Origin of the sequence: Micromonospora sp. C81 (assembly GCF_018070425.1) — a bacterium.
GTDB classification, from domain to species: Bacteria; Actinomycetota; Actinomycetes; order Mycobacteriales; family Micromonosporaceae; genus Micromonospora; species Micromonospora zamorensis.
In genome coordinates this window covers 88,568-112,924 of sequence record NZ_JAGPXS010000008.1, presented here as the reverse complement: position 1 = coordinate 112,924, position 24,357 = coordinate 88,568, and the positions used below count along the sequence as shown (strand labels likewise).

The following is a 24,357-nucleotide window of genomic DNA, read 5'->3' as shown; positions in this document are numbered from 1 at the left end:
GCCCCACTCCCGGGCCCGAGGCCTGGCATTCGGGCCGACACACCGTGACCTACGGCAGCCGATCGGGCCCTCGAGGAGCGGGCCCGATTGTGGGCCCGAGCGGATCCGGGGGTATGACGCCGCCGGTCGGCAACGTCGGGCCGATGGCTGTCGCACCGCCGACGGCCCAGGCCAGGTGCGCCCGCCGGGCGGAGAGGATGGCCAGCAGTGGCCAGAGTGAGATCGCCACCGCCGTCACCCGCTCGGCCAACCCGGTGCGGGACCCGCTGGTCACCTCGTACGCGCACCACCCGAAGAGCGCGAGCAGCACCACCGTGGCGCTCAGCCCCACCGCCCGACGGAACGCCCAGGGCGGGTCCGGCCTGATCGGGTGCTCGGTGTCGTGCCCGCGCGGAAGCCACAGCGCCGAGCCGGCCGGCCAGAGCGCCAGGGCGAGCACCGCCACTGTCGCCGCGATGCCGTGGCTGAGCGAACCGCCGACAGTGGGGCGGGGGAACGCGACCAGCGCGATGGTCGCCACCCCGCCGACGGCGAGCAGGAAACGGCTGGGCAATCCGGCCGCGTGCAGCACGGCGGCGACGGCCAGGTAGCAGCACCCGAGCAGCACCAGCGCGGTGATCATGATCCAGGCGTCGACGGCCTCCTGCCCGGCCAACTCACTGATGGTGTCCCGGATCGGGTCGTAACCGGCGGGCTGCCGCGCCTCCGCGACCGTCCAGCCGGCCACCAGCAGCAGGGGTGCGGCAGCCGCCGTGGCGACGGCCCAGTTCGGTACGGCGCGCATTTCGCCACGTTAACCGGCATGGCCGCTGCCCGAGCCGGGTTCGCCGGGCTGCCCCACCTGCGAATCGCGTCGGGCTGCCGGGTGCCCCGGAGGCAGGGCGGCCACCCCTGACAGAATGCCGGTGAGGACTGTTCCACGATGAGGAGTTGCCAGCCGTGATCCGTACCCACAATGCCGGAAGCCTGCGCGCCGCGGACGCCGGCTCGACGGTGACGCTCGCCGGCTGGGTGGCCCGCCGGCGCGACCACGGCGGGGTCATCTTCGTCGACCTGCGCGACGGTTCCGGTGTTGTCCAGGTGGTGTTCCGTGAGGAAGATGCGCACGCGCTGCGCAACGAGTTCTGCGTGAAGGTCGTCGGTGAGGTGACCCGCCGACCGGCCGGCAACGAGAACCCGGAGCTGCCCACCGGTGAGGTCGAGGTGACCGTCACCGACCTGGAGGTGCTCTCCGAGGCGGCGCCGTTGCCGCTGCCGGTGGACGACCAGATCGAGGCCGGCGACGACATTCGGCTCAGGTACCGCTACCTGGACCTGCGCCGCAGCGGCCCGGCGAACGCGCTGCGGCTGCGCTCGCGTGCCAGCCACCTGGCCCGGGGCGTGCTGCACGAGCGTGACTTCCTGGAGATCGAGACGCCGACGCTGACCCGCTCGACGCCCGAGGGCGCCCGTGACTTCCTGGTCCCGGTGCGACTTCAGCCCGGCAGCTGGTACGCGCTGCCCCAGTCGCCGCAGCTGTTCAAGCAGCTGCTGATGGTCGGCGGCATGGAGCGGTACTACCAGATCGCCCGCTGCTACCGCGACGAGGACTTCCGCGCCGACCGGCAGCCCGAGTTCACCCAGCTCGACATCGAGATGTCGTTCGTCACCGAGGACGACGTGATCGACCTCGGCGAGGCGATCGTGTCGGCGCTCTGGAAGGACCTGGCCGGGCACGAGATCAGCCAGCCCATCCCAAGGATCACCTGGCACGACGCGATGGCCCGGTACGGCTCCGACAAGCCGGACCTGCGCTACGGCGTCGAGCTGACCGAGCTGACCGACTACCTGCGTGGCACCGAGTTCCGGGTCTTCGCCGGGGCGATCGACGCGGGCGGCTACGTCGGCGCGGTCGTGATGCCGGGTGGCGCGGCGCAGAGCCGCAAGGAGCTGGACGGCTGGCAGGACTGGGCCAAGGCGCGCGGCGCGCGCGGCCTGGCGTACGTGGTGCTGGACGCCGAGACCGGCGAGGCGCGTGGCCCGGTGGCGAAGAACCTCTCCGCCGAGCACCTGGGCGGGCTCGCCGACACGGTCGGCGCCAAGCCGGGCGACGCGATCTTCTTCGCCGCCAGCGCCATCACCCGGGAGGCGCAGGAGCTGCTGGGCGCGGCCCGCGTCGAGATCGCCAAGCGGACCGGGCTGATCGACGAGAGCGCCTGGGCGTTCTGCTGGGTGGTCGACGCGCCGATGTTCGAGCGCACGGACGAGGGCGGCTGGACGGCCGTGCACCACCCGTTCACCTCGCCGAACTCGGAGTGGGTCGACCGGTTCGAGGAGGCTCCGGACCGGGCCCTCGCCTACGCGTACGACATCGTCTGCAACGGCAACGAGATCGGCGGCGGGTCGATCCGTATCCACCGTGGTGACGTGCAGAAGCGGGTCTTCGACCTGCTCGGCATCACCCCCGAGGAGGCGCAGGACAAGTTCGGCTTCCTGCTGGAGGCGTTCAAGTACGGCGCCCCTCCGCACGGCGGCATCGCCTTCGGCTGGGACCGGGTGTGCATGCTGCTCGCCGGCGCCGACTCGATCCGCGAGGTCATCGCCTTCCCGAAGACCCGGGGTGGCTTCGACCCGCTGACCAGCGCTCCCACCCCGATCACCGCCCAGCAGCGCGCCGAGGCCGGCATCGACGCCAAGCCCAAGCCGCCCGCAACCGCCCACACGGGAACGGCCGGCCCCGCAGCCCCGGTAGCAGACCCGGTCTGACCCCCGCTCCTGCTTGGTTGATCAAGAGGTTTGCGTCATCATCGCCCCGCGAGATGACGCAAACCTCTTGATCGTCGGTGGGGGAGTGGGCTGGGATGCGGGTGCTTGTTGTCGGGGGTAGTGGGTTACTCGGGCGTGCCGTTTGTCGGCGGGGGGTTCGCGCCGGGTGGTCGGTGGTGGGGACGTTCCACTCCGGCGAGATCGCCGTGCCGGGTGTTGCGGAGCGCCGGCTGGACGTGACCGACCGGGCCGCCGTGCGCGCGCTGGTCGCCGATGTGCGGCCGGACGCCGTGGTCGGGACCCCCTATCGGTACGGGGACTGGGCGGTCACCGCCGACGGTGCCGCGAACGTGGCGGTCGCCGCCGCCGAGGTGGGTGCCCGACTGGTGCACGTGTCCAGTGACGCGCTGCACGCCGGCCGACCCACGCCGTACGCCGACGACGACCCGCCCACGCCGGTGCACGCGTACGGCGCCGCGAAGGCCGCCGCCGAGACCGCCGTACGGGCGATCGACCCCGGCGCGGCCCTGGTGCGTACCTCGCTGATCCTGGGGGAGGGCAGCAAGCAGATCCAGCTCTGCCGGGACGCGCTCGCCGGCCGGGCCGTGCTGTTCAGCGACGAGCTGCGCTGCCCGATCGACGTCACCGACCTGGCCGCCGCCGTGCTGGAGCTGGTCGCCTCGACGTACGCCGGTGTGCTCAACGTGGCCGGCCCGGACGCGGTCAGCCGGGCCGAGCTGGGCCTGCTGGTCGCCGAGCGGTTCGGCCTCGACCCGGCCGGGCTCAAGACCACCACCGGGGCCGCCGTCGGCCTGTCCCGCCCCCTCGACGTACGCCTCGACTCCGCTCGCGCCGTCGGCCTGCTGCGCACGCGACTACGCGGGGTACGCGAACTCCTGGCTCCCTGAGGCCACCGAGCAGCGTCGAGCCTGGACGCACACTTCCTATGCATAACTCTTGTGCATAGGAAGTGTGCAGAGATAGTGTGCACGTATGGAGAGCCCTTCACCCGGCGGGCCGGTCGAGCCACGTCGAGTCCATCTGGACAACCAACAGGTCCGCACGCTGGCCCACCCGCTGCGAATGCGGCTGCTCGGCTCGCTGCGGGTCGACGGTCCGGCGACCGCGACCGCCCTGGCCGAGAAGCTGAACACCAACACCGGTGCCACGAGCTACCACCTGCGCCAGCTCGCCGAGGTCGGGCTGGTGACCGAGGACCCCGACCGGGGCACCAGCCGGCAGCGATGGTGGCAGGCGGCACACGACATCAGCGACTTCGAGCCCACCGACTTCGACGACGACCCGGACGCCCGCGCCGCCGTGCAGTGGATCCAGGCTGATCAGGTGCGGGTGATGGCCGACCTGGCCGAGCGGTGGCTGGCCGTCGAGCACCACCACCCCCGGGACTGGCGCGATGCCGCCGGCATGAGTGACCTGGTGCTGCCGCTCGACCCGACCCGGCTGCGGGCACTCAACGACGAGTTGTGGGCGGTGCTGATGCGCTACCGCGATGAGCCCGTCGCGGACAGCGCCGACGTAAAGCCGGTCCACCTGTTCCTGGCGGGCATCCCACGGCTGGACGAGCGCTGGTGAGCGCGCTGACCGTACGCCAGGTTCGGCGTCGTTACCTCACGCTCTACGGCCTGCGCTGGCTGCCCACGGGTCTGATGATCCCGGTCATGATCCTGCTGATGCAGGAGCGTGGCCTGTCGCTGCCGCAGATCGGCCTGGTCGGCACCGCGCAGGGCCTGCTGGTGCTGGCGCTGGAGTTGCCCACCGGCGGGCTCGCCGACGCCCTCGGCCGCCGGCCGGTGCTGCTCGCCGCCGGAGCGATCAACCTCGCCTCGTTGGCACTGTTCGCGGTGGCCGACTCGTTCGTGCTGTTCTTCGTGGTCTGGGCCCTGCAGGGGGTCTACCGGGCGTTGGACAGCGGCCCGCTGGAGTCCTGGTACGTCGACGCCACCCTGGCCGCCGACCCGGAGGCCGAGTACGAGCGCGGCCTCGGGTACGCCGGCACCGTCATCGGCGGTGCGATCGGTGGTGGCGCGCTGCTCAGCGGCGGACTCATCGCGCTCGGCCCGATCGGGTGGGTCAGCGCGCTCACGGTGCCCGTGTTGGCCGCCATCGTCGCGCAGGCGGCGGCGCTCGTCGCGCTGGTCGTGCTGCTTGTCGAAGAGCGGCCGGCCACCGGGTTCGCGGCGCTGCGGGCCTCAGTGGTCCAGGCGCCCCGGATGATCGGCCAGGCCGTCGGGCTCTTGCGTCGCTCCCGGGTGCTGCTGGCGTTGGTGGCCGTCGAGCTGTTCTGGGGCTTCGGCATGGTCACCTTCGAGTCGCTGCTGCCGGTCCGGCTCGCCGAGGTGATCGGTGATCCGGAACGCGCGGCGGCGTTGCTCGGGCCGGCGAACTCGGCCGCCTGGCTCGCCTCGGCGGCCGGTGCGGCACTGACCCCACTGCTGCTGCGCTGGTTCGGCGCCGCGCCGGGTGCGGCCCTGCTGCGCATCCTCCAGGGTGTGACGGTGGTCGGGATGGGCTTGTTCGCCGGGCCGGTCGGCGTGCTGGTGGCGTACCTGGCCTGCTACGCCGTGCACGGCGCGTCCAACCCGCTGCACAGTGGGCTGCTGCACCGGCAGGTCGACGGCCCGTACCGGACCAGCGTGCTCTCGCTGAACTCGATGATGGCGCAGCCGGCTGCCGCCCTCGGTGGGGTGGTGCTCACCGCGCTCGCCGCCGCGACCAGCGTCGGCACCGCGATGGTGGTCGGCGCGGTGGTGCTCGCCGTCGCCGCCCCGCTCTACCTGCCCGCCTGGCTGGCCGGGCGCCGCGCCCCCGCCGCCGAGCCGACGGCGGTTCCCGTACCGGCCGACCGGTGAGGACGAGGTGCCCCCTGTCACGGCAAGGGGCACCTCGCGTCTCACCCGAGGCGGACCGAGCTGAGCGGGAGGGTGTTGGTGAAGCCCAGGCGACGGTAGAGACGTGCGGCCCCGACGTTGTCCGTGTAGACGCCCAGCGCGACGGTGTCGTGGCGGGCCAGCAGCGTCCGGGTCATGCCGGCGGTCAGGGCGGCACCCAGGCCCTGACCCCGCTGGTCCGGGGCCACGGTCAGGCCGGCGAGGAAACCCACGTCGCTCTGACTGCGGTCCGCGCCGCAGGCCACCAGTCGGTCGCCGGCCCGGATGCCGTACCAGGCGACCACCCGTGGGTCGGCGGGGCGGGAGGTGCTGCTCGGGAACGCCTCGTCGATCAGGGCCTCCAGCGCGGGACGGTCCGCCTCGGCGAGTCGCACCACCCGGTGCTCGTCGGGCTGTTCCGGCGGTGCCGCGTCGGTCCAGTGGAAGTCCCAGTCGCGGTGCTCGGTCACCGTCAGCCGGTCGGCCAGCAGACCGCGATCGTGGCGGGGCAGGTGCAGCCGCTGCCCCGGTTGCAGCAGCCCGTCGGCCGCCAGCGCGGCACAGGTTTCGATCGCCGCCCGGGCAGGGCCGATCCCGCAGCCGGCCGGCCCGTGCTCGGGCGACACCTTCCACACCACGGCGCCGTTGCGCCGGTAGCCGCGGGCCGGTGTGCCCGGTCCGAGCGCGTGCCGGGCGAACGGGTGGTGGCCCACGGCGGCCAGGATGGCACGGCGATCCTGGAGCACCTGGTCGTCGATGATCATGCTCGCCAGCCTAGGAGCCGGCGGTGCGACGCCCGCGCCGGGCAGCGGCGACGCAACCAGATCCACCGTGGAGATTGACGAGTGGACCGATTGGGTACATCACGCGCCGACCTACTGGGAACCCCCACCGGAGGACCGACATGCTCGCCATTCTCGCGGCCATCGTCTTTGGCTTTGCCCTGCTGCTCGATCTGCTCAACACCGACTTCGGCGCACCTGACCTGTTCAACTGGAACACCCTCGTGCTCATCGGGCTGCTCCTGCTCTCGCTCTACCTGGCCGGCGTGGGCAGCGGCCCGCGCAGCGGCGGCGGCGGTGGCGGCGGCCGCTGGTACCGGGGCCGTCGCCCCGGTCGCGGCTGACCGGAACCGATCACCGGTGGCGGGCCCACGGCGCGATTCCGGCGTCGTGGGCCCGGCCCGGTACTGTCTTCGTGATGGAGTCCGACGCCCTCTTCTCCCTCGGTGAACCCGCCGGGTCGCGCAGCGCGCCCGACGGCCCCGCCGGTGTCGACGGCTTCACCGCGGTGGCCGACGACTCGCCCCTGCCCGTCCGGATGCGCCCGGTGACCCTCGACGAGCTGATCGGTCAGGACCACCTGCTCGCCCCCGGCGCCCCACTACGGCAGCTGGTCTCCGGCGGCGCCCCGCTGTCGGTGATCCTCTGGGGCCCGCCGGGCAGCGGCAAGACCACCATCGCGCACCTGGTGGCCGGGGCGACCGACCGCCGATTCGTCGCCATGTCGGCGCTCTCCGCCGGCGTCAAGGACGTGCGGGCGGTGATCGAGGCGGCCCGTCGCCAGCGCCGCTCGGGCGGCCCGCAGACCGTGCTCTTCATCGACGAGGTGCACCGGTTCAGCAAGACCCAGCAGGATTCGCTGCTCGCCGCCGTCGAGGACCGTACTGTCACGTTGCTGGCGGCGACCACCGAAAACCCGTACTTCTCGGTCATCTCGCCGCTGCTGTCGCGGTGCGTGCTGCTCACCCTGCAACCGTTGGACGACGCGGCGGTGCGGGGCCTGCTGCGTCGCGCGGTCACCGACAAGCGCGGCCTGGACGGCGCCCTGACCCTGACCCCGGAGGCCGAGGACCACCTGGTCCGGCTGGCCGCCGGTGACGTCCGCAAGGCACTCACCGCACTGGAGGCGGCGGCGGCCTCCGCCACGGCGCTCGGCGCCGGGCGGATCGACCTCGCCACCGCCGAGCAGGCCGTCGACGTGGCGGCGGTGCGCTACGACCGCGACGGCGACGCCCACTACGACGTGGTCAGCGCCTTCATCAAGAGCATGCGCGGTTCGGACGTGGACGCCGCAGTGCACTGGCTGGCCCGCATGCTGGTCGCCGGCGAGGACGCCCGGTTCATCGCCCGACGCCTGGTCATCTTCGCCAGCGAGGACGTGGGCATGGCCGACCCCGGTGCCCTGAGCGTGGCCACCGCCGCCGCGCACGCCGTCGAGTACGTCGGGCTGCCCGAAGCGCAGCTCAACCTGGCCCAGGCGGTGATCCATCTGGCGACGGCGCCCAAGTCGAACTCCGCCACCACCGCCATCGGTGCCGCGATCGCCGACGTGCGGGCCGGTCGCGGCGGTTCGGTGCCGCGAGGGCTGCGCGACGCGCACTACGCCGGCGCCCGAGGGTTGGGCCACGGCACCGGCTACCGCTACCCGCACGACGACCAGCGCGGTGTGGTGACCCAGCAGTACGTCCCGGACGATCTGGTGGGCACCGACTACTACCAGCCCAGCCCGCACGGCGCCGAAAGGTCGGTGGCCACCCGGCTGCCGCTGCTGCGCCGGATCGTGCGGGGTCTGCCGGCCCCGACCGTCCGTCCGGACGCTCCGACAGCCGAGCCACCTGTAACGGCACAGGCCGCGTCGGCGCTACCTGGCGAGACCGGTCGCCCGGCGACCGGCACGGGCGCACCCGGCACGATGCAGGACAGCGGCACTGACGCCGCAGGAGAGGGTCAACAGTGAGATCGCGTGGTGGGGACCGCCCGGACGAGGGCCCGGACGAGCGGCGCGATCCCCGCGCCAAGTCGCGTCGCTGGGGTCGGGGGCGGGCCGCCGAGCCCGAGCCCGAGGAGCCGGTCGCCGGCGAGGAGTTCGGCTGGATCGACGACCTGCGCTCTGCCAAGCAGCAACGCACCGAGCTGGGCCCGGACGGCGCCCCGGCGGAGCCGGGCCGTCCCGCTGCGGGTGCGCCGGCCGCACCGGCGGGGCCGCGTACGGGTGCGCCGGCAGCGCCGGCCGGTGGACGCGGCGGTGCTCCGGTGCCGCCGGAGGCCCCGGCTCCACCCGCGCCGCGCCAGACCGACCCGGGTGCCGGCCCGCGTCGACCGGTTGACGGCCCCTGGCCGGGGGAGGCGCCACCCGCCGGCCGCCGCCCGGATGAGCGGCCACCCGCGGCCAGCCCCGGTGCACCCGCCCCGGGCCAGCCGGCGCGCCGAGGAGTGCAGCCGGCACCCGCTGCGCGTGCCGCCGTACCACCAGCGCCACCCACCGCCCGACCAGTTGGCGGCGACCCGGCCGGCCCACCGGGGCCTCGCCCCGACGCGCCCGGCGGCCCGGTCCGCTCCCGCCCTGCGGCGGTTCCGCCCGGCCCACCCGTGGGCCCTCCGACCTCCGGCGCCCCGACTGGTCGCCGTCCGGATGCCGCCGGTCCGACCGGTCGCCGTCCGGACGCTGCCACGCCCGGGGGTAACCCGGACGCCATGCCACCGTTGCGCCGACCGGACGCCGGAGCGCCGGGCCGCCGACCGGGCCCCGAGCCTGTCGAGCCCGGCCGTGCGGTGCCGTCTGCCGACGGCACGCCCGCCGGTCGCCGGTCCGCCGGTCCAGCACCCGATCCAGCGCGGGGCACCGGGCCGTCCCCCGCCGCAGCGCGGTACGACGGCACTCCGGCCGGTGCCGTCCCGCCGGTCGCGGATGGCCTGCGACCCGACCCCGCCATCGACCGTGACCCGCGTACCGCCCGGCGCCGGCCAGGCCCGGTCGACCCCGGCGCGCCGGAGCCCACCGGCTCCCGTGCCGCCGAGCGCTCCCGCCCGGCAGCCGGCGGCCACCGCCGCGCCGCTGAACCCGACGAGCCGATGGTGCCCCGCTCGGGCAACGCGCCGCCGGTGCCCGCAGCGTCCGGCGGTCACAGCGGCGCGACGCCTACCATCGCCCCCACCGACGGCACGGGTCGCCGGCGGGCCACCACCGACGAGCCGGAGCGGCGTACGCCGGCCGGCGGCGAACCTCGACCGGACCGCCCGGAGCGGCCCGCCGACTGGCTGCGCCAGGCCGGTCGCCTGCCGCACACCGACCCGGGCCTGCCGGTGGTCAACCGCCGAGGCGGGCCCCCGCCGGCCGAGGGCCGGCGTCCCGTACCGCCCGCCAGCGCCGGTGACATCGTCGACCCGGCGGCCGGTCGGCTCGGCGTACCCGATCCGGCCGCGGAGCGCTCCGCTGGCCGCCGGCCCGCCGGGCCGCCGACCGACCCGGGCTCGGAGGGACCCACCGGTCGTCGTGCCGTACGCCCCGACGCGTCGGGTTCCACCGGAGAACAGTCGACCCCCTATCCGCCGGCGACCGGCGACCGTCCCGGCCGGGGCCGGGGCGCCGCAGCGTCTGCTCCGGATCCCACAGTGCGGCGTGGTCGTGGGGCTGCTGGTCCTGGTCCGGACGGGATGCCCGCTCCGGATCCGGCCGGTCGGCGACGTCCGCCCGGCGAGGGTGGCCCGGGTCGACAGGGGCCGGCGAGCGACCGGGGCGACGACCCTTATGCCGCTGGACGACCCGCGCCCGGTGCCGGCCCCGCCGCACCGGTTCGGGGTGCCGCCCGTTCCACTCCGCCCGGTCGGGCCCGGCCCGTTGCGGGTGAGGCACCGGGTGCCGGCCCCCGCGACGCCGTCCGTTCGGAGGGCCCGGCTCGTGCCGCCGTGCCTCCGGGTGGAGACGGGCCGCCACGTCCGCGTCCGGACGGTCCGGCCCGCGCCGCTGTCCGCCCACCCGGTGGGATGCAACCGCCCCCTGCCGACGAACGGCCGGGCGGTGCGCCGGGCGGAGGACCGGGTTCTCCCGCGCCGGCCCGTGGTGGTGCGCAGGTCGGCCGACCGGTGCCACCTGACCGTGCCGCCGGCCGTGCCCTGCCTCCGAATCGGGAGCCCGGCCGAGCCGAGCCGAGCGGTGTCGCGCCGGTGCCGCCACCCGGCCGCCCCGGCGATCCCGTCGGTGTGGCCCGCGCCGCCGCCGTGGTGCCATCCCCGTCCGGCCCGGTGGACCGCCCGGCACCGGATCCGTCCGGCGGGCCGGCCCTGCGCCCGGCGGATCAGGACTCGCCGGACGACGGCGCCGCAGCGGGTGCCCGGGCCGAGGCGCACCGCGAGTCGCGTGAACGACGCCGGCTGCGTGCGGCGGTGCTGGCGCTGGTCAGCATCGTGCTGCTCGGTGCGGTGCCGCTCTTCTTCGGCATCCGGACGTTGAGCCGTGACCCGGTCTTCGACAACCTGGACAAGCTCGACGTGCCCGGCTGGGCTGCCGCGAAGACCGTCGACGACGTCAGCGGCAGCCGGTGGTGTCTGCTCGACTGCCGGCTGCGTGAGCGCACCGTCACCTCGGAGAAGGCGCCGGACGAGACGGCGAAGGCCTACGAGAACGCGTTGCGTCAGGACGGTTGGCAGCCGTGGAAGGTGAGCCGCTGCCCGGAGCAGGAGACCAAGGGCAGCTACACCTGCTGGCGGCGCGACGAGTTGACGCTCGACCTGTGGGTCCGCGAGCCGACCTGTGTGCCGCCACCGGTCGACGGCGAGCCGGCCGTCGTGCCGTCGACCGATCCGTCTGCCGATCCGTCGGCCGCTGCGACAGGGTGCACCGGCTCGTTGGTGTCGGTGAAGGTACGCAACGCGATCGACGACGAGCGGACCAGGCCGCAGCCGACCACCGACCCGTCACTGACCGGAGAGGATCCGTTCCCTACGGTCAGCGCTGATCCGCTGGGGGAGCTGACACCCTCACCGTCCTGAGCCGGCCTCCATCACGGACGGTAGGGTCTGGGGCTGGCGGGCATGCCCGCTACCGGTGAGCGTCGACGACTCGACGACCGGTACGGGTGCCATCGTTGTGCGTTCCGAGGACGTCGGGTCCTGCGGAACTCTGCTTGAGGAGGACAGGCGTGGGCGACTTTGGAGCCATCGCGGCGCTGATCGCGGCGTGCGCGTTCGCGGTGCTGGTGCTCATTCTGACGCTGCCCATCCTGCGGCTGCGGCACACGGTTGACGCCACCACCCGCATGATCAACGACCTCAACGACCGGACAGCGCCGCTGCTCGGTGACGTGAACACCACCGTGAAGAACGTCAACACGGCGCTGGAGCAGGTGCAGACCTCGCTCGACGGCGTCAACCTGCAGCTGGCGAAGGTCGACACGATGACCAGCCACGCGCAGAACGTCACCGCCAACGTCGCCAACCTGGCCACCGTCGTCTCCGCGGCGGCTGCCAACCCGCTGGTCAAGGTGGCCGCGTTCGGCTACAGCGTGCGCAAGGCCGCCGCCGGCCGTCGGCACGCCGAGACCGAGCGTGAGGTCCGCGACACCATCAAGCAGCAGCGGCGGGCCGCGCGGCGCGGCAACCGTTGACCGGCCGGCGCACCAGGAGGTAACGAGACATGAGGCGTCTGTTCTGGCTCGGTATCGGAGTGGCCGTCGGTGTGATCGTGGTCCGCAAGGCGACCCGGACCGCCCAGGCGTACACACCGGCCGGCATCGCCAGCACGTTGACGGAATCCGCTGGCGGCCTGGTCGAGTCGCTGCGTAGCTTCGTGGAGGACGTGCGGGTCGGCATGGCCGAGCGCGAGCAGGAGATCCACCAGGCGTTCGCCCAGGGCGAGGCGTTCGACGATCAGTTCGCCGAGCTGCGGGAAGACCCGCGGATCGGCGATCGGGAAATCTTTCCGGAGGAACACCAGCGATGAAGACGGCGGAGATCAAGCGACGGTACCTCGCGCACTTCGAGGCGAATGGCCACACCGTGGTGCCGTCCGCTCCGCTGCCCGCCATCAGCGACCCGAACCTGTTGTTCGTCAACGCCGGCATGGTGCAGTTCGTGCCGTACTTCCTGGGGCAGCAGACTCCCCCGTACCAGCGGGCGGTCAGTGTGCAGAAGTGCCTGCGCACCCCGGACATCGACGAGGTCGGCAAGACCAGCAGGCACGGCACGTTCTTCCAGATGAACGGCAACTTCTCCTTCGGTGACTACTTCAAGGCCGGCGCGATCCCGCTGGCCTGGGAGCTGTCCACGAAGCCGATCGCCGAGGGTGGCTACGGCCTGGACCCCGAGCGGATCTGGCCGACGATCTACCTCGACGACGACGAGGCGTACGAGATCTGGCGGTCGGTGGGTGTGCCGGCCGACCGCATCGTCCGCCGGGGCAAGGCGGACAACTTCTGGTCGATGGGCATTCCCGGGCCGTGCGGCCCGTCGTCGGAGCTGTTCTACGACCGGGGCCCGGAGTACGGCCGGGAGGGCGGCCCGGCGGTCGACGAGGACCGGTACATGGAGTACTGGAATCTCGTCTTCATGCAGTTCGAGCGGGGCCCGGGCACCGGCAAGGAGGACTACCCGATCCTGGGTGAGCTGCCGGCCAAGAACATCGACACCGGCATGGGCCTGGAGCGGATGGCCTCGATCCTGCAGGGCGTCGACAACCTGTACGAGATCGACGAGGTCCGGCCGATCCTGGAGCGGGCGGCCGAGCTGACCGGTAAGCGGTACGGCGCGCACTCCGGGCACGTGGCCAGCGAGTCGCACCCGGACGACGTCCGGCTGCGGGTGATCGCCGACCACGTCCGGACGGCACTGATGCTGATCGGCGACGGCGTGACCCCGACCAATGAGGGCCGCGGGTACGTGCTGCGCCGGATCATGCGACGGGCGATCCGGTCGATCCGGCTGCTCGGCTGGCAGGATCGGGCGCTGCCCGAGCTGCTGCCGGTGGCCCGGGACTGCATGGCGCCCTCGTACCCGGAGCTGGCGACCGACTTCGCCCGGATCGCGGACTACGCGTACGCGGAGGAGGAGGCGTTCCTGTCCACTCTGCGTGCCGGCACGACGATCCTGGACACCGCGATCGCCGAGACCCGCACCGCGGGAGGCACCTCGCTGTCCGGGGCGAAGGCGTTCCAGCTGCACGACACGTACGGCTTCCCGATCGACCTGACCCTGGAGATCGCCTCCGAGCAGGGCCTCCAGGTGGACGACGAGGGGTTCCGGCGGCTGATGGCCGACCAGCGGACCCGGGCGAAGGCGGACGCGCAGGCCCGCAAGACCGGTCACACCGACCTGTCGGCGTACCGGTCGGTGCTCGACTCGGGTGGTCCGGTGACGTTCACCGGCTACAGCGAGGTGGCCCGCGAGTCGACGGTCCGGGCGCTGCTCGGTGCCGACGGCCCGCGCCAGGCGGCGACCGAGGGCGACACCATCGAGCTGGTTCTCGACACGACGCCGTTCTACGCCGAGGGTGGTGGTCAGCAGCCCGACCAGGGCATGATCACCGTCGGCGGCGGGCAGGTCGAGGTGCTCGACGTGCAGCAGCCGGTGCCCGGCCTGATCGTGCACCGAGCCCGGGTGATCCGGGGTGAGGTGCGCGCCGGTGAGGCCGGCTACGCCGAGATCGACACGACCCGGCGGCGGGCGATCTCCCGGTCGCACACCGCCACGCACCTGGTGCACCAGACCATGCGCAACTTCCTCGGTGAGTCGGCGACCCAGGCGGGGTCGCTGAACGCGCCCGGTCGGCTCCGGTTCGACTTCAACACCCCGACCGGAGTGTCGCCGACCGTCCTGCGGGACGTGGAGCAGCAGGTCAACGAGGTGCTCCTGGCCGACCTGGAGGTGCACGCCTTCATCACCTCGCTGGACGAGGCGCGGCGGATCGGGGCGATGGCGCTCTTCGGCGAGAAGTACGGCGAGGAGGTGCGGGTCGTCGAGGTGGGTGACTACGCCCGGGAGCTGTGCGGCGGCACGCACGTGGCGCGCTCGGCCCAGCTCGGCCTCGTGAAGATCCTCTCCGAGTCGTCCATCGGCTCCGGCGTCCGCCGGGTCGAGGCGCTGGTCGGCATGGACGCCTTCGGCTTCCTGGCCCGTGAGCACCTGCTGGTCTCCCGGTTGGCGGAGCTGTACAGGGTGCCCAACGACCAGGTCGCCGACCGGGTGGAGCAGACCGTCACCCAGCTCCGGGACGCGGAGAAGGAACTGGAGAAGCTGCGTGCCCAGCTGGTGCTGGGTGGTGCGGCGGCGCTCGCCGCGCAGGCCAAGGACGTGCGCGGGGTCGCGTACGTGGGCACCGAGGCGCCGGAGGGCGCGGCCGGTAACGACGTGCGGACCCTGGCTCAGGAGATTCGCGGCAAGATCGACCCGGCGCGGCCGGCGGTGGTCGCGGTGGCGGCCCGGTCGAACGGCAAGGCGTCCCTGGTGGTGGCGGTCAACGCGGCCGCGCGCAGCCGTGGCCTGGCCGCGTCGGAGCTGGTGAAGGCGGCGTTCTCCGGGCGCGGCGGTGGCAGCCCCGACCTGGCTCAGGGTGGCGGACTGCCGGCGACCGAGGCTCCGAACCTGCTGCTCACCGTCGAGAAGGCGATCACCGAGGCGTGATGGGCGATCACTCTCAGCCAGGGCGGGCCATCTGGTCCGCCCTGGTTCGTACCCACCGGGCGGTGACCGTCGGTGGTTGAGTTCAAGCGCGGTGTGCGGATCGGTGTGGATGTCGGTCAGGTGCGGGTGGGGGTCTCCCGCTCGGATCCGGACGGGATCCTGGCAACGCCGCTGGTCACACTGGCCCGTGATCTGACGGCGGCGCCGGACGCGGTGCCGAGCGACCTCGCCGAGTTGGCCGCGCTGGTCGCCGAGCACGAGGCCGTTGTTGTTGTCGTCGGCCTTCCGGTCAATCTCGCGGGCAAGCATGGCCCTGCGGCCGTCCATGTGAAGGCGTACGCTGACCGACTGGTCGATGTGATAGCGCCCGTCCCGGTAACGCTCACTGACGAGAGGATGTCGACCGTGGTCGCTTCTCGTAGGCTTGCCGAGCGTGGCGTCCGAGGTAAACGTCAACGTGCGGTTGTCGACCAGGCGGCCGCGGTGGAGATCCTGCAGAGCTGGCTGGATGCGCAGCGGAGGCGGACGTAATGATCGACGATCTGGACCTTGGGTTCGACGAGCCGGAGCGGGGGGAGAAAGGCCGGCATCGGCGCGGCTTCCGCAAGCGCAACGGTAAGTCCGGTGGCGGCGGCCGGGGCAAGACGTTCCTGGCTCTGCTGATGGCCCTGGTCCTGCTGGGCGGCATCGGTGGTGGCGCGTTCTACGGCTTCGACCGCATCCAGAACTACTTCGTCACCCCCGACTACGACGGCGCCGGGTCCGGTGAGATCACCGTCGAGATCAAGAACGGGGCGCTGATCGCCGACATGGCGGACGCCCTCGTTGCGGCCGACGTGGTGAAGAGCCAGAAGGCGTTCATCGAGGCGGCCGAGGCCAACTCCCGCAGCAAGAACATCCAGCCGGGCACGTACAAGCTGCGCAAGCAGATGAGCGGCGAGAGTGCCGTCACCGCGATGCTCGACCTGAAGAACAAGATCGTCAACGGGCTCACCATCCCCGAGGGCCGCACCGCCAAGAACATCTACAAGTTGCTCTCCGACAAGACCAAGATCCCGGTCAAGGAGTTCGAGGCCGCCGCGAAGGACCCGGAGGCGCTCGGCGTTCCCGACTGGTGGTTCAAGCGCGACGACGGCAAGAAGATCGTCAAGTCCGTCGAGGGCTTCCTCTACCCGGACACGTACGAGATCCCGCCGAAGGCCACCGCGGAGAGCATCCTCAAGCTGATGGTGGACAACTTCCTCACCGTGACCCAGGAGATGAAGTTCGCCGACCGGGTGCAGAAGGAACGCAAGGTCAGCCCGTACGAGGCGCTGATCGTCTCGTCCCTGGCCCAGGCCGAGGCGGGTAACAAGGACGACCTCGGCAAGGTCGCCCGGGTGGCCTACAACCGGGTGTACGGCGAGTTCCCCTGCAACTGCCTGGAGATGGACGTCACGGTCAACTACTACCTGGAGTTGATCGGCAAGCCGACCAAGTCGTCCAAGCAGATGACGGCGACCGAGCTGGACGACCCGAAGAACCCCTACAACCGCAAGTTGCGGGGGATGATCCCCACCCCGATCAACAACCCGGGTAAGCAGGCCCTGGAAGGGGCCATGGCCACGCCGACGGGCAAGTGGCTCTACTTCGTGGCGATCGACAAGGAGGGCCACTCCGAGTTCGCCGAGACGTACGAGGAGCAGAAGCGCAACGAGGCCAAGGCCCGGGAGGCCGGCATCATCTGACCGGCCGTGGCACGACCAGAAAGGCTCCCTTCCCGACGGTGACCGAAATTGCGGTCTCGTCGGGAAGGGAGCTTTTTTGAGTCGACGCTGACGCATTTATCGCGTCATTGTCAGTGGCTCGTTCCGGACCACGAACCGGTGCGCGTTCAGGAACGTCCACACGCCGTTGCTGTTCTGCTTTCGCAGCGCGAATGTGCCGCCGTAACCGGTGTTCCGGTTGACGACGCCGTACGCCCCGCGCCAGGTCAGAGCTGGTGGTTGTCCGACCGGCTGCCCTCTGCGGCGTCCGCACGGGGGCGCGGCGATCATCAGCGAAAGACTGAAGACCGCGGTAGTCGCGACAAGGGCATGCAGAATGCGTTTGAAGGTTTCCCCCATTTTTTCGGTCGGCCGTACCGCCGTAAGAATGCATCGCCGTCAAGCGATTGTCGGGCCGTCGAGCATTTGTCAGCGGTCCCGTTCTCTGGTGGCGTGGCCTGCGTGCTGGGTAGGGTCGATCCGAACATCGCGGAGGGCGGAGATTGATGCGGAACACGGCAGGGGTCCCGGGCGATACGACCCGTAGGGCCGCGGTGCTGGGCAAACCGATCGCGCACTCCCTCTCCCCGGTGATCCACACCGCCGGTTACGCCGCCGCCGGGCTGACCGGGTGGTCGTACACCCGGATCGAGTGCGCGGCGGCGGAGCTGCCGGACCTGGTCGCCGGCCTGGGCCCGGAATGGGCCGGGTTGTCGGTGACCATGCCGGGCAAGGAGGCGGCACTCGCGGTGGCCGCGCAGGCCTCGCCGGTCGCCGCCGCCGTCGGCGCGGCCAACACGTTGGTACGCCGTCCGGACGGCTCCTGGTATGCCGACAACACCGACGTCGCCGGCATGGTGCAGGTGCTCACCGCCGCTGGGGTGAGCGCGGGTGCCGCCGTGACGGTGCTCGGCGCCGGTGGCACGGCCCGCGCCGCGCTGGCCGCCGCCGCCCAGTTGGGCTGCCCGTCGGTGACGGTGGTCGCCCGCCGACCGGAGGCGATCGACGAGCTGCGGCCGGTGGCCGATGCCCTGGGCGTCGCGCTGACCCCCGCAAACTGGGCTGACGCGCCCCGGTGCGTCTCCTCCGCTGACCTGGTCGTCTCCACGGTGCCGAAGGGGGTCGCCGACCCGCTGGCCGGCGAGGTGGCGTGGCGGCCGGGGAGGGTGCTCTTCGACGCGATCTACGACCCGTGGCCGACGCCGCTGGCCGCTGCCGCCGCCGCGGCCGGCCTTCGGCTGGTGTCCGGTCTGGACCTTCTGTTGGCGCAGGCGGTCGGTCAGTTCGAGCAGTTCACCGGCGTGGTCGCCCCCGTCGGGGCGATGCGGAAAGCGCTGGGGGAGGCGACGTCAGCCGACTTTCTTAGCTGACGATTAAGACGCGCTTACGGGAAACTGTCGTCCCGGCGACAAGTCCTGGTCATCGATACGCTGCTCACCGTTACGGACGCAGACACAGGGAGTTTCCTTGACCAGGCACGGACTGCACCGCATCACCCGGTTCCGCTCCGGACCCCGGCGCAAGGCCATCGCCATCGGCGTGGTCGGCGGATCGGTGGTGGCAGGCATCGTGGCGACCATGATGCCGCTGCTGGCCAGCGACGACCTGTCGATCCGGGCGGTGGCGGACACCACCGCGACGGCGGTGACGCAGGACGGGGACAACGCCGCCAAGACGACGCTGGCCACCTGCCCGACGCGCTGCGAAGGCAACCCGCGTGGTGGCCGGGAGGCGGTCATCGAGTTCGCGGTGACCACAGTGCCGGCCGCCGCGGTCAACGTCCGGGCGACGCTGCGGGTGCACGCCTGGCAGCAGTTCGCCGCCACGGTGACGGCGCACGCCTCGCCGCTGAGCGCCCGCGAGGCCAGGCCGGGCCTGGCAGCGACCGGCGACGCGCTGGACAGCGTGACCGGTGTGTCCAAGGGCTTCAACGAGTGGGACGTCTCGAAGCTGGTCACCGGCAACGGCACCTGGACGGTCTCGCTGGCCCAGACGGGCCTGGAGAGCCGGATCTACTGGGCGTCGGTCGAGAACCGCAGTCCGGATCTGCGCCCGAGCCTGCTGATCAGCTATGACCTCGGGTCCCGGCCGTCGCCGGTGACGACCACCCGGCCCGCGCCGCCGCCGGCACCGAGCGCCTCGCCGACCACCGCCTCACCGAAGCCCTCGCCGACCGTCGCCCCGAGCCGGACGGCGACCCCGAGCGCGAGCGGCACCCTTCCCTCCGGCCAGTGCGGGTCCGTGTCGGCCAAGCTCGTTCCCTCCTGCGGCGCGTGGTGGGGCATGTACTCGCCCGCCGGATCCGCCGGCGGCTGGGACCACGGCAAGGCCGTCACCGACGTGGAGGCGCAGGTCGGCCGCAAGTTCGACATCGTGCACCGCTACCACGACTTCTCCAACGCAGGCAGCAACGGCGCCTTCCCGGACGCGTACGAGCAGCAGCAGATGCGCGAGGGTCGGCTGATGTTCTTCGCCTGGGAGTCCCGCAACTTCTCGGCTGGCACCACGCTGAAGTGGTCCGACGTCTACAACGGCAAGCAGGACGAGACCATCGACGCGGTCGCCGGCCGTATCCGCGCCGCCAAGGTGCCGGTCTTCATGGGCTTCGACCACGAGCCCGAGGACGAGCCGAACAAGGGCAGCGACGCCGACTTCGTCCGCGCCTGGCGCTACGTCCACGAGCGGTTCGCCCGGGCCGGCGCGACCAACGCGGTCTGGGTCTGGACGATGATGGGCTGGTCGGGCCACTACTCCCGGTACGCCGGCCTGTACCCCGGTGACCAGTACGTCGACTGGGTGGCCTACGACCCGTACAACTTCCACGTCTGCAACGGCAGCACCGTGTGGAAGAGCCCGAGTACGACGGTGAGCGGTTTCTACCGCTGGTTGGACGACAACGGTATCGGCGCTGGCAAGCCCCGGATGCTCGCCGAGTTCGGCACCAACTTCGACGCCGCCGACCCAGGCGCCAAGCAGCGCTGGTTCCAGGAGTTCCCGGCGGCGCTGAAGGCGCACCCCAAGATCAAGGCCGCCATCTACTTCAACTCGGCCGGCATGACCAGCCGGACGTCGACCTGCGACATGACGATGAACCACAATGCCGCGGCAGTGGCCGGCTTCGCGAAGGCCGGTCAGGACCCGTACCTGCGGCAGCCCACCGGGGGGAGCCGCTGACGACCATGACGCGCTGACGGGACGCCGTTCGCCGGGGTCGGGCATCCGACCTCCGGCGTTCTGTCGGCTTGCAGATTCATGCACCGCCCAATCGGCGGATTTTGTTTACCAGGCTGGACGAGGCACGCTACCTCGGGTTCTCATCCATCTTGGAGGCGAAGCGTGCCCAAACTCTCGCACTTGTGGCGTTCTGCAGGACGACGTCGTGCTCGGGCGGGGGTGGTCGCGTTGGCGATCGTCGCCGCAGTTCTGGGCGTGCCCACGCCCACGTCGGCTGCGGTGGTTCCGGTCCCGGAGACGGCAACCCTGGTGTCGGCGAACCCCGCCGACGTGACTCCGCACGCGCGAGACGGTGAGACCCGTGCCTTCGCGCAGGTGGGCAACACCGTCTTCGTCGGCGGCAGCTTCACCCAGCTCCGGCAGACCGCCGGCTCCGCGTGGGTCACCCAGCGCTACCTCTTCGCGTACGACCGGACCACCGGCACCATGTCCACCACGTTCCTTCCGGTGCTCGACGGCGCGGTCAACACGCTCGTCGCCGGCCCGGGCGGCACGCTGATCGTCGGCGGCACCTTCAAGAACGTCAACGGCGTCTCGCGCAAGAACCTGGTCGCGCTCAACCCGTCGACCGGCGCGATCATCGACAGCTGGGTCGGGCGCTCCGACGGCGGCACGGTCCGTGACCTGGTGCTGCACGGCAACTGGTTGTACGTGGCCGGCGCGTTCAACTGGCTCAACGGCACCGCGCACGCCGGTCTCGGCCGGCTCAACGCGACCACCGGCGCGATCGACCCGAGCTTCGTCATCGACGCCACCGTCGGGCGGCACAGCACCACGTCGTACGTCTGGACCATCGACGTCACCCCGGACGGCAACACGCTGGCCGTCGGCGGCAACTTCACGCTCGTCAACGGCCTGGCGCGCAACCAGATGGCGCTGGTGGACGTCTCCGCGACGCCCACGCTGATCGACTGGAGCACCGACAAGTTCATCGCGCCGTGCGCGGCGCCGGCGACCTTCGTGCACTACGTGCAGGACGTGAAGTTCGGCGCCGACGGCAGCTGGTTCGTGGTCGGCACCAACGGCGGCAGCGGCTGGCCGGCCGCGTACTGCGACGCCCTGGTCCGCTTCGAGACCGCCGCGCGGGGCAGCGGTCAGCTCGCCACCTGGGCCGACTACACCGGCAACGACACCATCACCTCGGTCGAGGTCGCGGACAACGTGATCTACCTGGGTGGGCACTTCCGCTGGCTCAACAACCCGAACGCCAGCGACAACGCGGGCGCGGGCGCTGTCGACCGGCTCGGCATCGCCGCCGTCACCCCGGCGACCGGTATGCCGGTGAACTGGAACCCTCGCCGCAGCGGCGGCGCCTCGATGCCCTCGGGCACCAGCACGTGGGGTTCGTCGGTGCCGGTGCTCTGGCGAGGCTCGGACGGCCTGTACTTCGGGCACAACTCCGATGGCATGGGCGAGGAATACCACGGCCGCCTCGGCATGTTCCCGCTCGCCGGAGGTCGTACCTTCACCCCGAAGAACCCGCCCGCCGCCACCACCGGCAACCTCTACCTGAACACCGCTCCGGGCACCGTGGCGAAGGTGCCGTTCGACGGTGTCGCCCTGGGCACCCCGGCCACGGTCAGCCAGCCCGCGTACACGGCGGCCGGCGCGACCTGGCGGGTGGACGACCGGATCTACTGGTCGCACACGGTGGCCGGCACGCCGACCGGCAGCCGGATCGACGTGTCGCTGTTCAACGGCGGGGCGATCGGCTCTCCGTGGGAGGCGTCCGGCTACAACGACTGGTACAACCCGGCGTTGCTGACCGGCGCCTTCTTCCTCGACGGTCGGCTCTACTACACCCGTACCGGGGCCAACGGTCTCTACTACCGCTACTTCGAGATCGACGGCAACTACCTCGGTGCCACCGAGTTCACCCTGCCGACCACTGGCGTGACCTGGTCGACGGTGCGTGGCATGGCCTGGGTGGGTGGCCGGATCGTCTACGGTGCCACTGACGGCGCTCTGCGCAGCGTGCCGTTCGACCCGACGGCCGGGCCGAGCGCGGCGGTCGATGGTGCCACGGCGACTGTGATCAGCACGGCGACGCCCGAGTTGTCCTGGTCTACCCCATCGACATTCTTCTCCGTACAGTAACGGTCAACCGTTCGTAACGGAGCATCGGTAGATTGTTCACGTTGGGCCGGTGGCGGTGGTTCATCCGCCGCCGGCCCCGCGATGTGGGGGAGGGTCGTTGCTCGGCGCCGCTGGCATCCGTACGAGACGCGCGGTGCGTCTGCTCTTCGCGGTCAAACGCGGCTGGTACCGGCTCCGCTATCGGCGACTGACACTCGGCCGGGACGTGGAGATCCGTGGTCGGATCCGGCTGCGCCGCGGCGTGCGGGTGACCATCGGTGACCGCACCCGGTTGAACAAACTCGTCCGCTTCGCGGGCCCCGGCGAGGTGCGCGTCGGCGCCGACTGTCTGCTCAACGCGACCTGGATCGGCACCTGGACGTCGGTGACAGTGGGGGACCGGTGCCTCCTGTCGGACTGCGAGCTGCTCGACAACGACTTCCACAACCTGCCGCCCGCGCAGCGGCACGCGCCGCCCGGCCCCGCCACCCGCGCCCCGATCGTCCTCGAGGACAACGTGTGGGTCGGCGCGCACGCCCTGGTCATGAAGGGCGTGCGCATCGGCCGGGACAGCGTCGTGGGCGCGGCCACTGTGGTCCGGACGGACGTCGCACCCGGCGTCGTGGTCGTCGGCAATCCTCAACAGACGGTGAAGAAGTTCCATGACTGATGCAGCTCCCGGCACCTGGTCCACCGACGCCCCGTCCTCCGGGACCTCCGGCGCGGTGACACTGACCGACCTGCTGCGGGTGCCGATGCACCGGCTGCGGTTGGTGGCGGCGGTGGCGATGGTCGGTCTGCTCGCCGCGCTCGGCTACGTGCTGCTGGTGCCTGCGGCGATGAGCGCGAGCGCCGTGGTGGCGGTCCGGCCGGTGGTGACCGACGCGTTCACCCCCAGCGGCGCGGGCGCCGACCGCGCGGTCAACATGAACGTGGAGAGCGGCATCGCCACCGGCACCGAGGTGGTGCAGCGGCTCGCCGACTCCGCCGGCGGCGACCCGCGCGACATCCGCAACGCGCTCGAGGTCGAGGTGCCCACCGGTGGGCAGATCCTGCGCTTCACCTACCAGACGGGCGAAGCGCAGCGGGCGGTGCAGAGCGCCAACATGGCCGCCCAGGCCTACCTGGACGTGCGACGCACGATGTACGAGCAGCAGCGCGCCGAGATGCTGCGTTCCTACGACGAGAGCATCACCAAGGTCGTCGCCCAGCAGACCGCGCTGCAGAAGCGGGCGAACACCGCCAAGGACACCGCCGCCGGGGATGCGCTGGTGGCCGAGCTGGCCGGGATCAACAACCAGCTCACGCAACTCAACGCCGCCCGTACCGAGATCGCCGCGGTGGACGTCAACCCCGGGTGGGTCACCCAGACCGCCGAGAAGGCGCTGGTCACCTCCGCCGGGCACCGACTGCTCTATCTGGTCGCCGGGCTGCTCGGTGGGGCGCTGATCGGCATCGTGCTGGCGTACGCCTGGGAGTCGACCGACCGGCGGGTCCGTTCGGTGGCCGACGGGCGGGACGCCACCGGCCTGCCGCTGCTCGGCACTGTGCGCCGCCCGGCGTTGCGGGGCAGCGCCCGGGCGGTCGACGCCGACATCCGGTACGTGGCGATGGCCGTCGCCGAGCGGGTCCGTCAGCCCGCCCGGGTGGCGCTGCTCACCGCCCGGGAGGACGCCACCGCGCTCACCGCGGGGCTCGCGGTGGCGCTCGCCGCCGACGGTCGTAAGGTCTTCGTCGCCGACGACAGCGGGCGCACCGAGCGGCTGCGCGCCACAGTGCTCGCCGACCGGGGGCGGCTGCCCATCGACCCGTCCCGGCCGCTGGTGCCCAAGCCCCGCCCGGCCGGCAGCACCACGGTCGCCGCTGGCGCCACGGACGGCACGGCTGCCCGCCGACCCTCGCCGCACCCGCCCGGCGCCCGCCCGTCCACCGACCCGGACGCCACGCTGACACTGCCCCGGGTGTCGTCCGGCCGCCCGGACAACGGCCGGGTCGTCGACCCGGAGGAGGTGGCCGTGGGCGTGGGCAGCGTCCGGTTCGGCACCTGGCGGCAGGGTGCGGACCACGGCCTGGTGCTGTTCAACGCCCCGCCTGCGGAGTCCGACGAGCGCGGCGTCGCGGTGGCCCGGCAGGGCAGCGCGGTGGTGGTCGTCGAGCGGGACCGCACCCGGCAGAGCGACCTGCGCCGCCTCGTGGAGCGACTGCGCGCGGCCGGCGTCACCCCGCTGGGCTTCGTGCTCACGCGCAACGGCCGGGCCTGACGGTGTCGGTCAC

Annotated in this window: 19 protein-coding genes; 17 read left to right on the top strand and 2 right to left on the bottom strand. The window is 72.2% G+C overall.

What is annotated here, in order from left to right; translation table 11 throughout:
• Window positions 1–49: 49 nt before the first annotated feature.
• The gene (locus KBX46_RS15635; protein WP_210793039.1) at window positions 50–784 is read right to left on the bottom strand and encodes a DUF998 domain-containing protein; all 735 of its coding nucleotides are present in this window, start codon (window positions 782–784) and stop codon (window positions 50–52) included.
• Window positions 785–939: 155 nt separating this feature from the next.
• Between KBX46_RS15635 and aspS the strand changes: the two genes are divergently transcribed.
• From aspS to KBX46_RS15615, 4 genes are all read left to right on the top strand, one after another.
• The gene (aspS, locus tag KBX46_RS15630) at window positions 940–2,745 is read left to right on the top strand and encodes an aspartate--tRNA ligase (protein ID WP_210793038.1); all 1,806 of its coding nucleotides are present in this window, start codon (window positions 940–942) and stop codon (window positions 2,743–2,745) included.
• 95 nt (window positions 2,746–2,840) lie between these two features.
• On the top strand, window positions 2,841–3,653 hold the full coding sequence (locus KBX46_RS15625; protein WP_210793037.1) for a sugar nucleotide-binding protein: 813 nt from the start codon (window positions 2,841–2,843) through the stop codon (window positions 3,651–3,653).
• An 85-nt stretch (window positions 3,654–3,738) separates the two neighbouring features.
• Window positions 3,739–4,338, top strand: a complete 600-nt coding sequence (locus KBX46_RS15620; RefSeq protein WP_210793036.1) for a helix-turn-helix domain-containing protein — start codon at window positions 3,739–3,741, stop codon at window positions 4,336–4,338.
• The gene (locus tag KBX46_RS15615; RefSeq protein WP_210793035.1) at window positions 4,335–5,615 is read left to right on the top strand and encodes an MFS transporter; all 1,281 of its coding nucleotides are present in this window, start codon (window positions 4,335–4,337) and stop codon (window positions 5,613–5,615) included. Before KBX46_RS15620 ends, KBX46_RS15615 begins: the two co-directional genes overlap by 4 nt.
• A 41-nt stretch (window positions 5,616–5,656) precedes the next feature.
• Here KBX46_RS15615 and KBX46_RS15610 read toward each other — a convergent pair whose 3' ends face one another.
• Window positions 5,657–6,397 (bottom strand): GNAT family N-acetyltransferase, encoded by a 741-nt coding sequence (locus tag KBX46_RS15610; protein ID WP_210793034.1) that lies wholly within the window; start codon window positions 6,395–6,397, stop codon window positions 5,657–5,659.
• Window positions 6,398–6,537: 140 nt separating this feature from the next.
• On the opposite strand from KBX46_RS15610, the gene KBX46_RS15605 reads away from it, so the two are divergent.
• From KBX46_RS15605 to KBX46_RS15545, 13 genes are all read left to right on the top strand, one after another.
• Window positions 6,538–6,759, top strand: a complete 222-nt coding sequence (locus KBX46_RS15605; protein WP_088947432.1) for a hypothetical protein — start codon at window positions 6,538–6,540, stop codon at window positions 6,757–6,759.
• Between the two features lie 74 nt (window positions 6,760–6,833).
• On the top strand, window positions 6,834–8,372 hold the full coding sequence (locus tag KBX46_RS15600; RefSeq protein WP_210793033.1) for a replication-associated recombination protein A: 1,539 nt from the start codon (window positions 6,834–6,836) through the stop codon (window positions 8,370–8,372).
• A gap of 2,324 nt (window positions 8,373–10,696) precedes the next feature.
• Entirely contained in the window at window positions 10,697–11,404 is a 708-nt protein-coding gene (locus KBX46_RS15595; protein WP_210793148.1) for a hypothetical protein, read from the top strand.
• Window positions 11,405–11,553: 149 nt separating this feature from the next.
• The gene (locus KBX46_RS15590; RefSeq protein WP_210793032.1) at window positions 11,554–12,018 is read left to right on the top strand and encodes a DUF948 domain-containing protein; all 465 of its coding nucleotides are present in this window, start codon (window positions 11,554–11,556) and stop codon (window positions 12,016–12,018) included.
• Window positions 12,019–12,047: 29 nt separating this feature from the next.
• Window positions 12,048–12,353, top strand: a complete 306-nt coding sequence (locus KBX46_RS15585; protein WP_088947436.1) for a hypothetical protein — start codon at window positions 12,048–12,050, stop codon at window positions 12,351–12,353.
• Window positions 12,350–15,028, top strand: a complete 2,679-nt coding sequence (gene alaS / locus KBX46_RS15580; RefSeq protein WP_210793031.1) for an alanine--tRNA ligase — start codon at window positions 12,350–12,352, stop codon at window positions 15,026–15,028. Before KBX46_RS15585 ends, alaS begins: the two co-directional genes overlap by 4 nt.
• A 72-nt stretch (window positions 15,029–15,100) precedes the next feature.
• Window positions 15,101–15,559 carry a Holliday junction resolvase RuvX gene (gene ruvX, locus KBX46_RS15575; protein WP_088947438.1) on the top strand — a complete coding sequence of 153 codons (459 nt, stop codon included), beginning with the start codon at window positions 15,101–15,103 and terminating at the stop codon, window positions 15,557–15,559.
• Window positions 15,559–16,755 (top strand): endolytic transglycosylase MltG, encoded by a 1,197-nt coding sequence (gene mltG, locus KBX46_RS15570; RefSeq protein ID WP_210793030.1) that lies wholly within the window; start codon window positions 15,559–15,561, stop codon window positions 16,753–16,755. The genes ruvX and mltG overlap by 1 nt, the downstream gene beginning before the upstream one ends.
• A gap of 524 nt (window positions 16,756–17,279) precedes the next feature.
• Window positions 17,280–18,143 (top strand): shikimate dehydrogenase, encoded by an 864-nt coding sequence (locus KBX46_RS15565; protein ID WP_210793029.1) that lies wholly within the window; start codon window positions 17,280–17,282, stop codon window positions 18,141–18,143.
• Window positions 18,144–18,240: 97 nt separating this feature from the next.
• On the top strand, window positions 18,241–19,947 hold the full coding sequence (locus KBX46_RS15560; RefSeq protein WP_210793028.1) for a glycoside hydrolase: 1,707 nt from the start codon (window positions 18,241–18,243) through the stop codon (window positions 19,945–19,947).
• A gap of 219 nt (window positions 19,948–20,166) precedes the next feature.
• The gene (locus tag KBX46_RS15555; RefSeq protein ID WP_307871440.1) at window positions 20,167–22,104 is read left to right on the top strand and encodes a hypothetical protein; all 1,938 of its coding nucleotides are present in this window, start codon (window positions 20,167–20,169) and stop codon (window positions 22,102–22,104) included.
• Between the two features lie 133 nt (window positions 22,105–22,237).
• Window positions 22,238–22,753, top strand: a complete 516-nt coding sequence (locus KBX46_RS15550; protein ID WP_231927317.1) for a DapH/DapD/GlmU-related protein — start codon at window positions 22,238–22,240, stop codon at window positions 22,751–22,753.
• Entirely contained in the window at window positions 22,746–24,344 is a 1,599-nt protein-coding gene (locus KBX46_RS15545) for a lipopolysaccharide biosynthesis protein (protein WP_210793026.1), read from the top strand. The genes KBX46_RS15550 and KBX46_RS15545 overlap by 8 nt, the downstream gene beginning before the upstream one ends.
• Window positions 24,345–24,357: the final 13 nt, after the last annotated feature.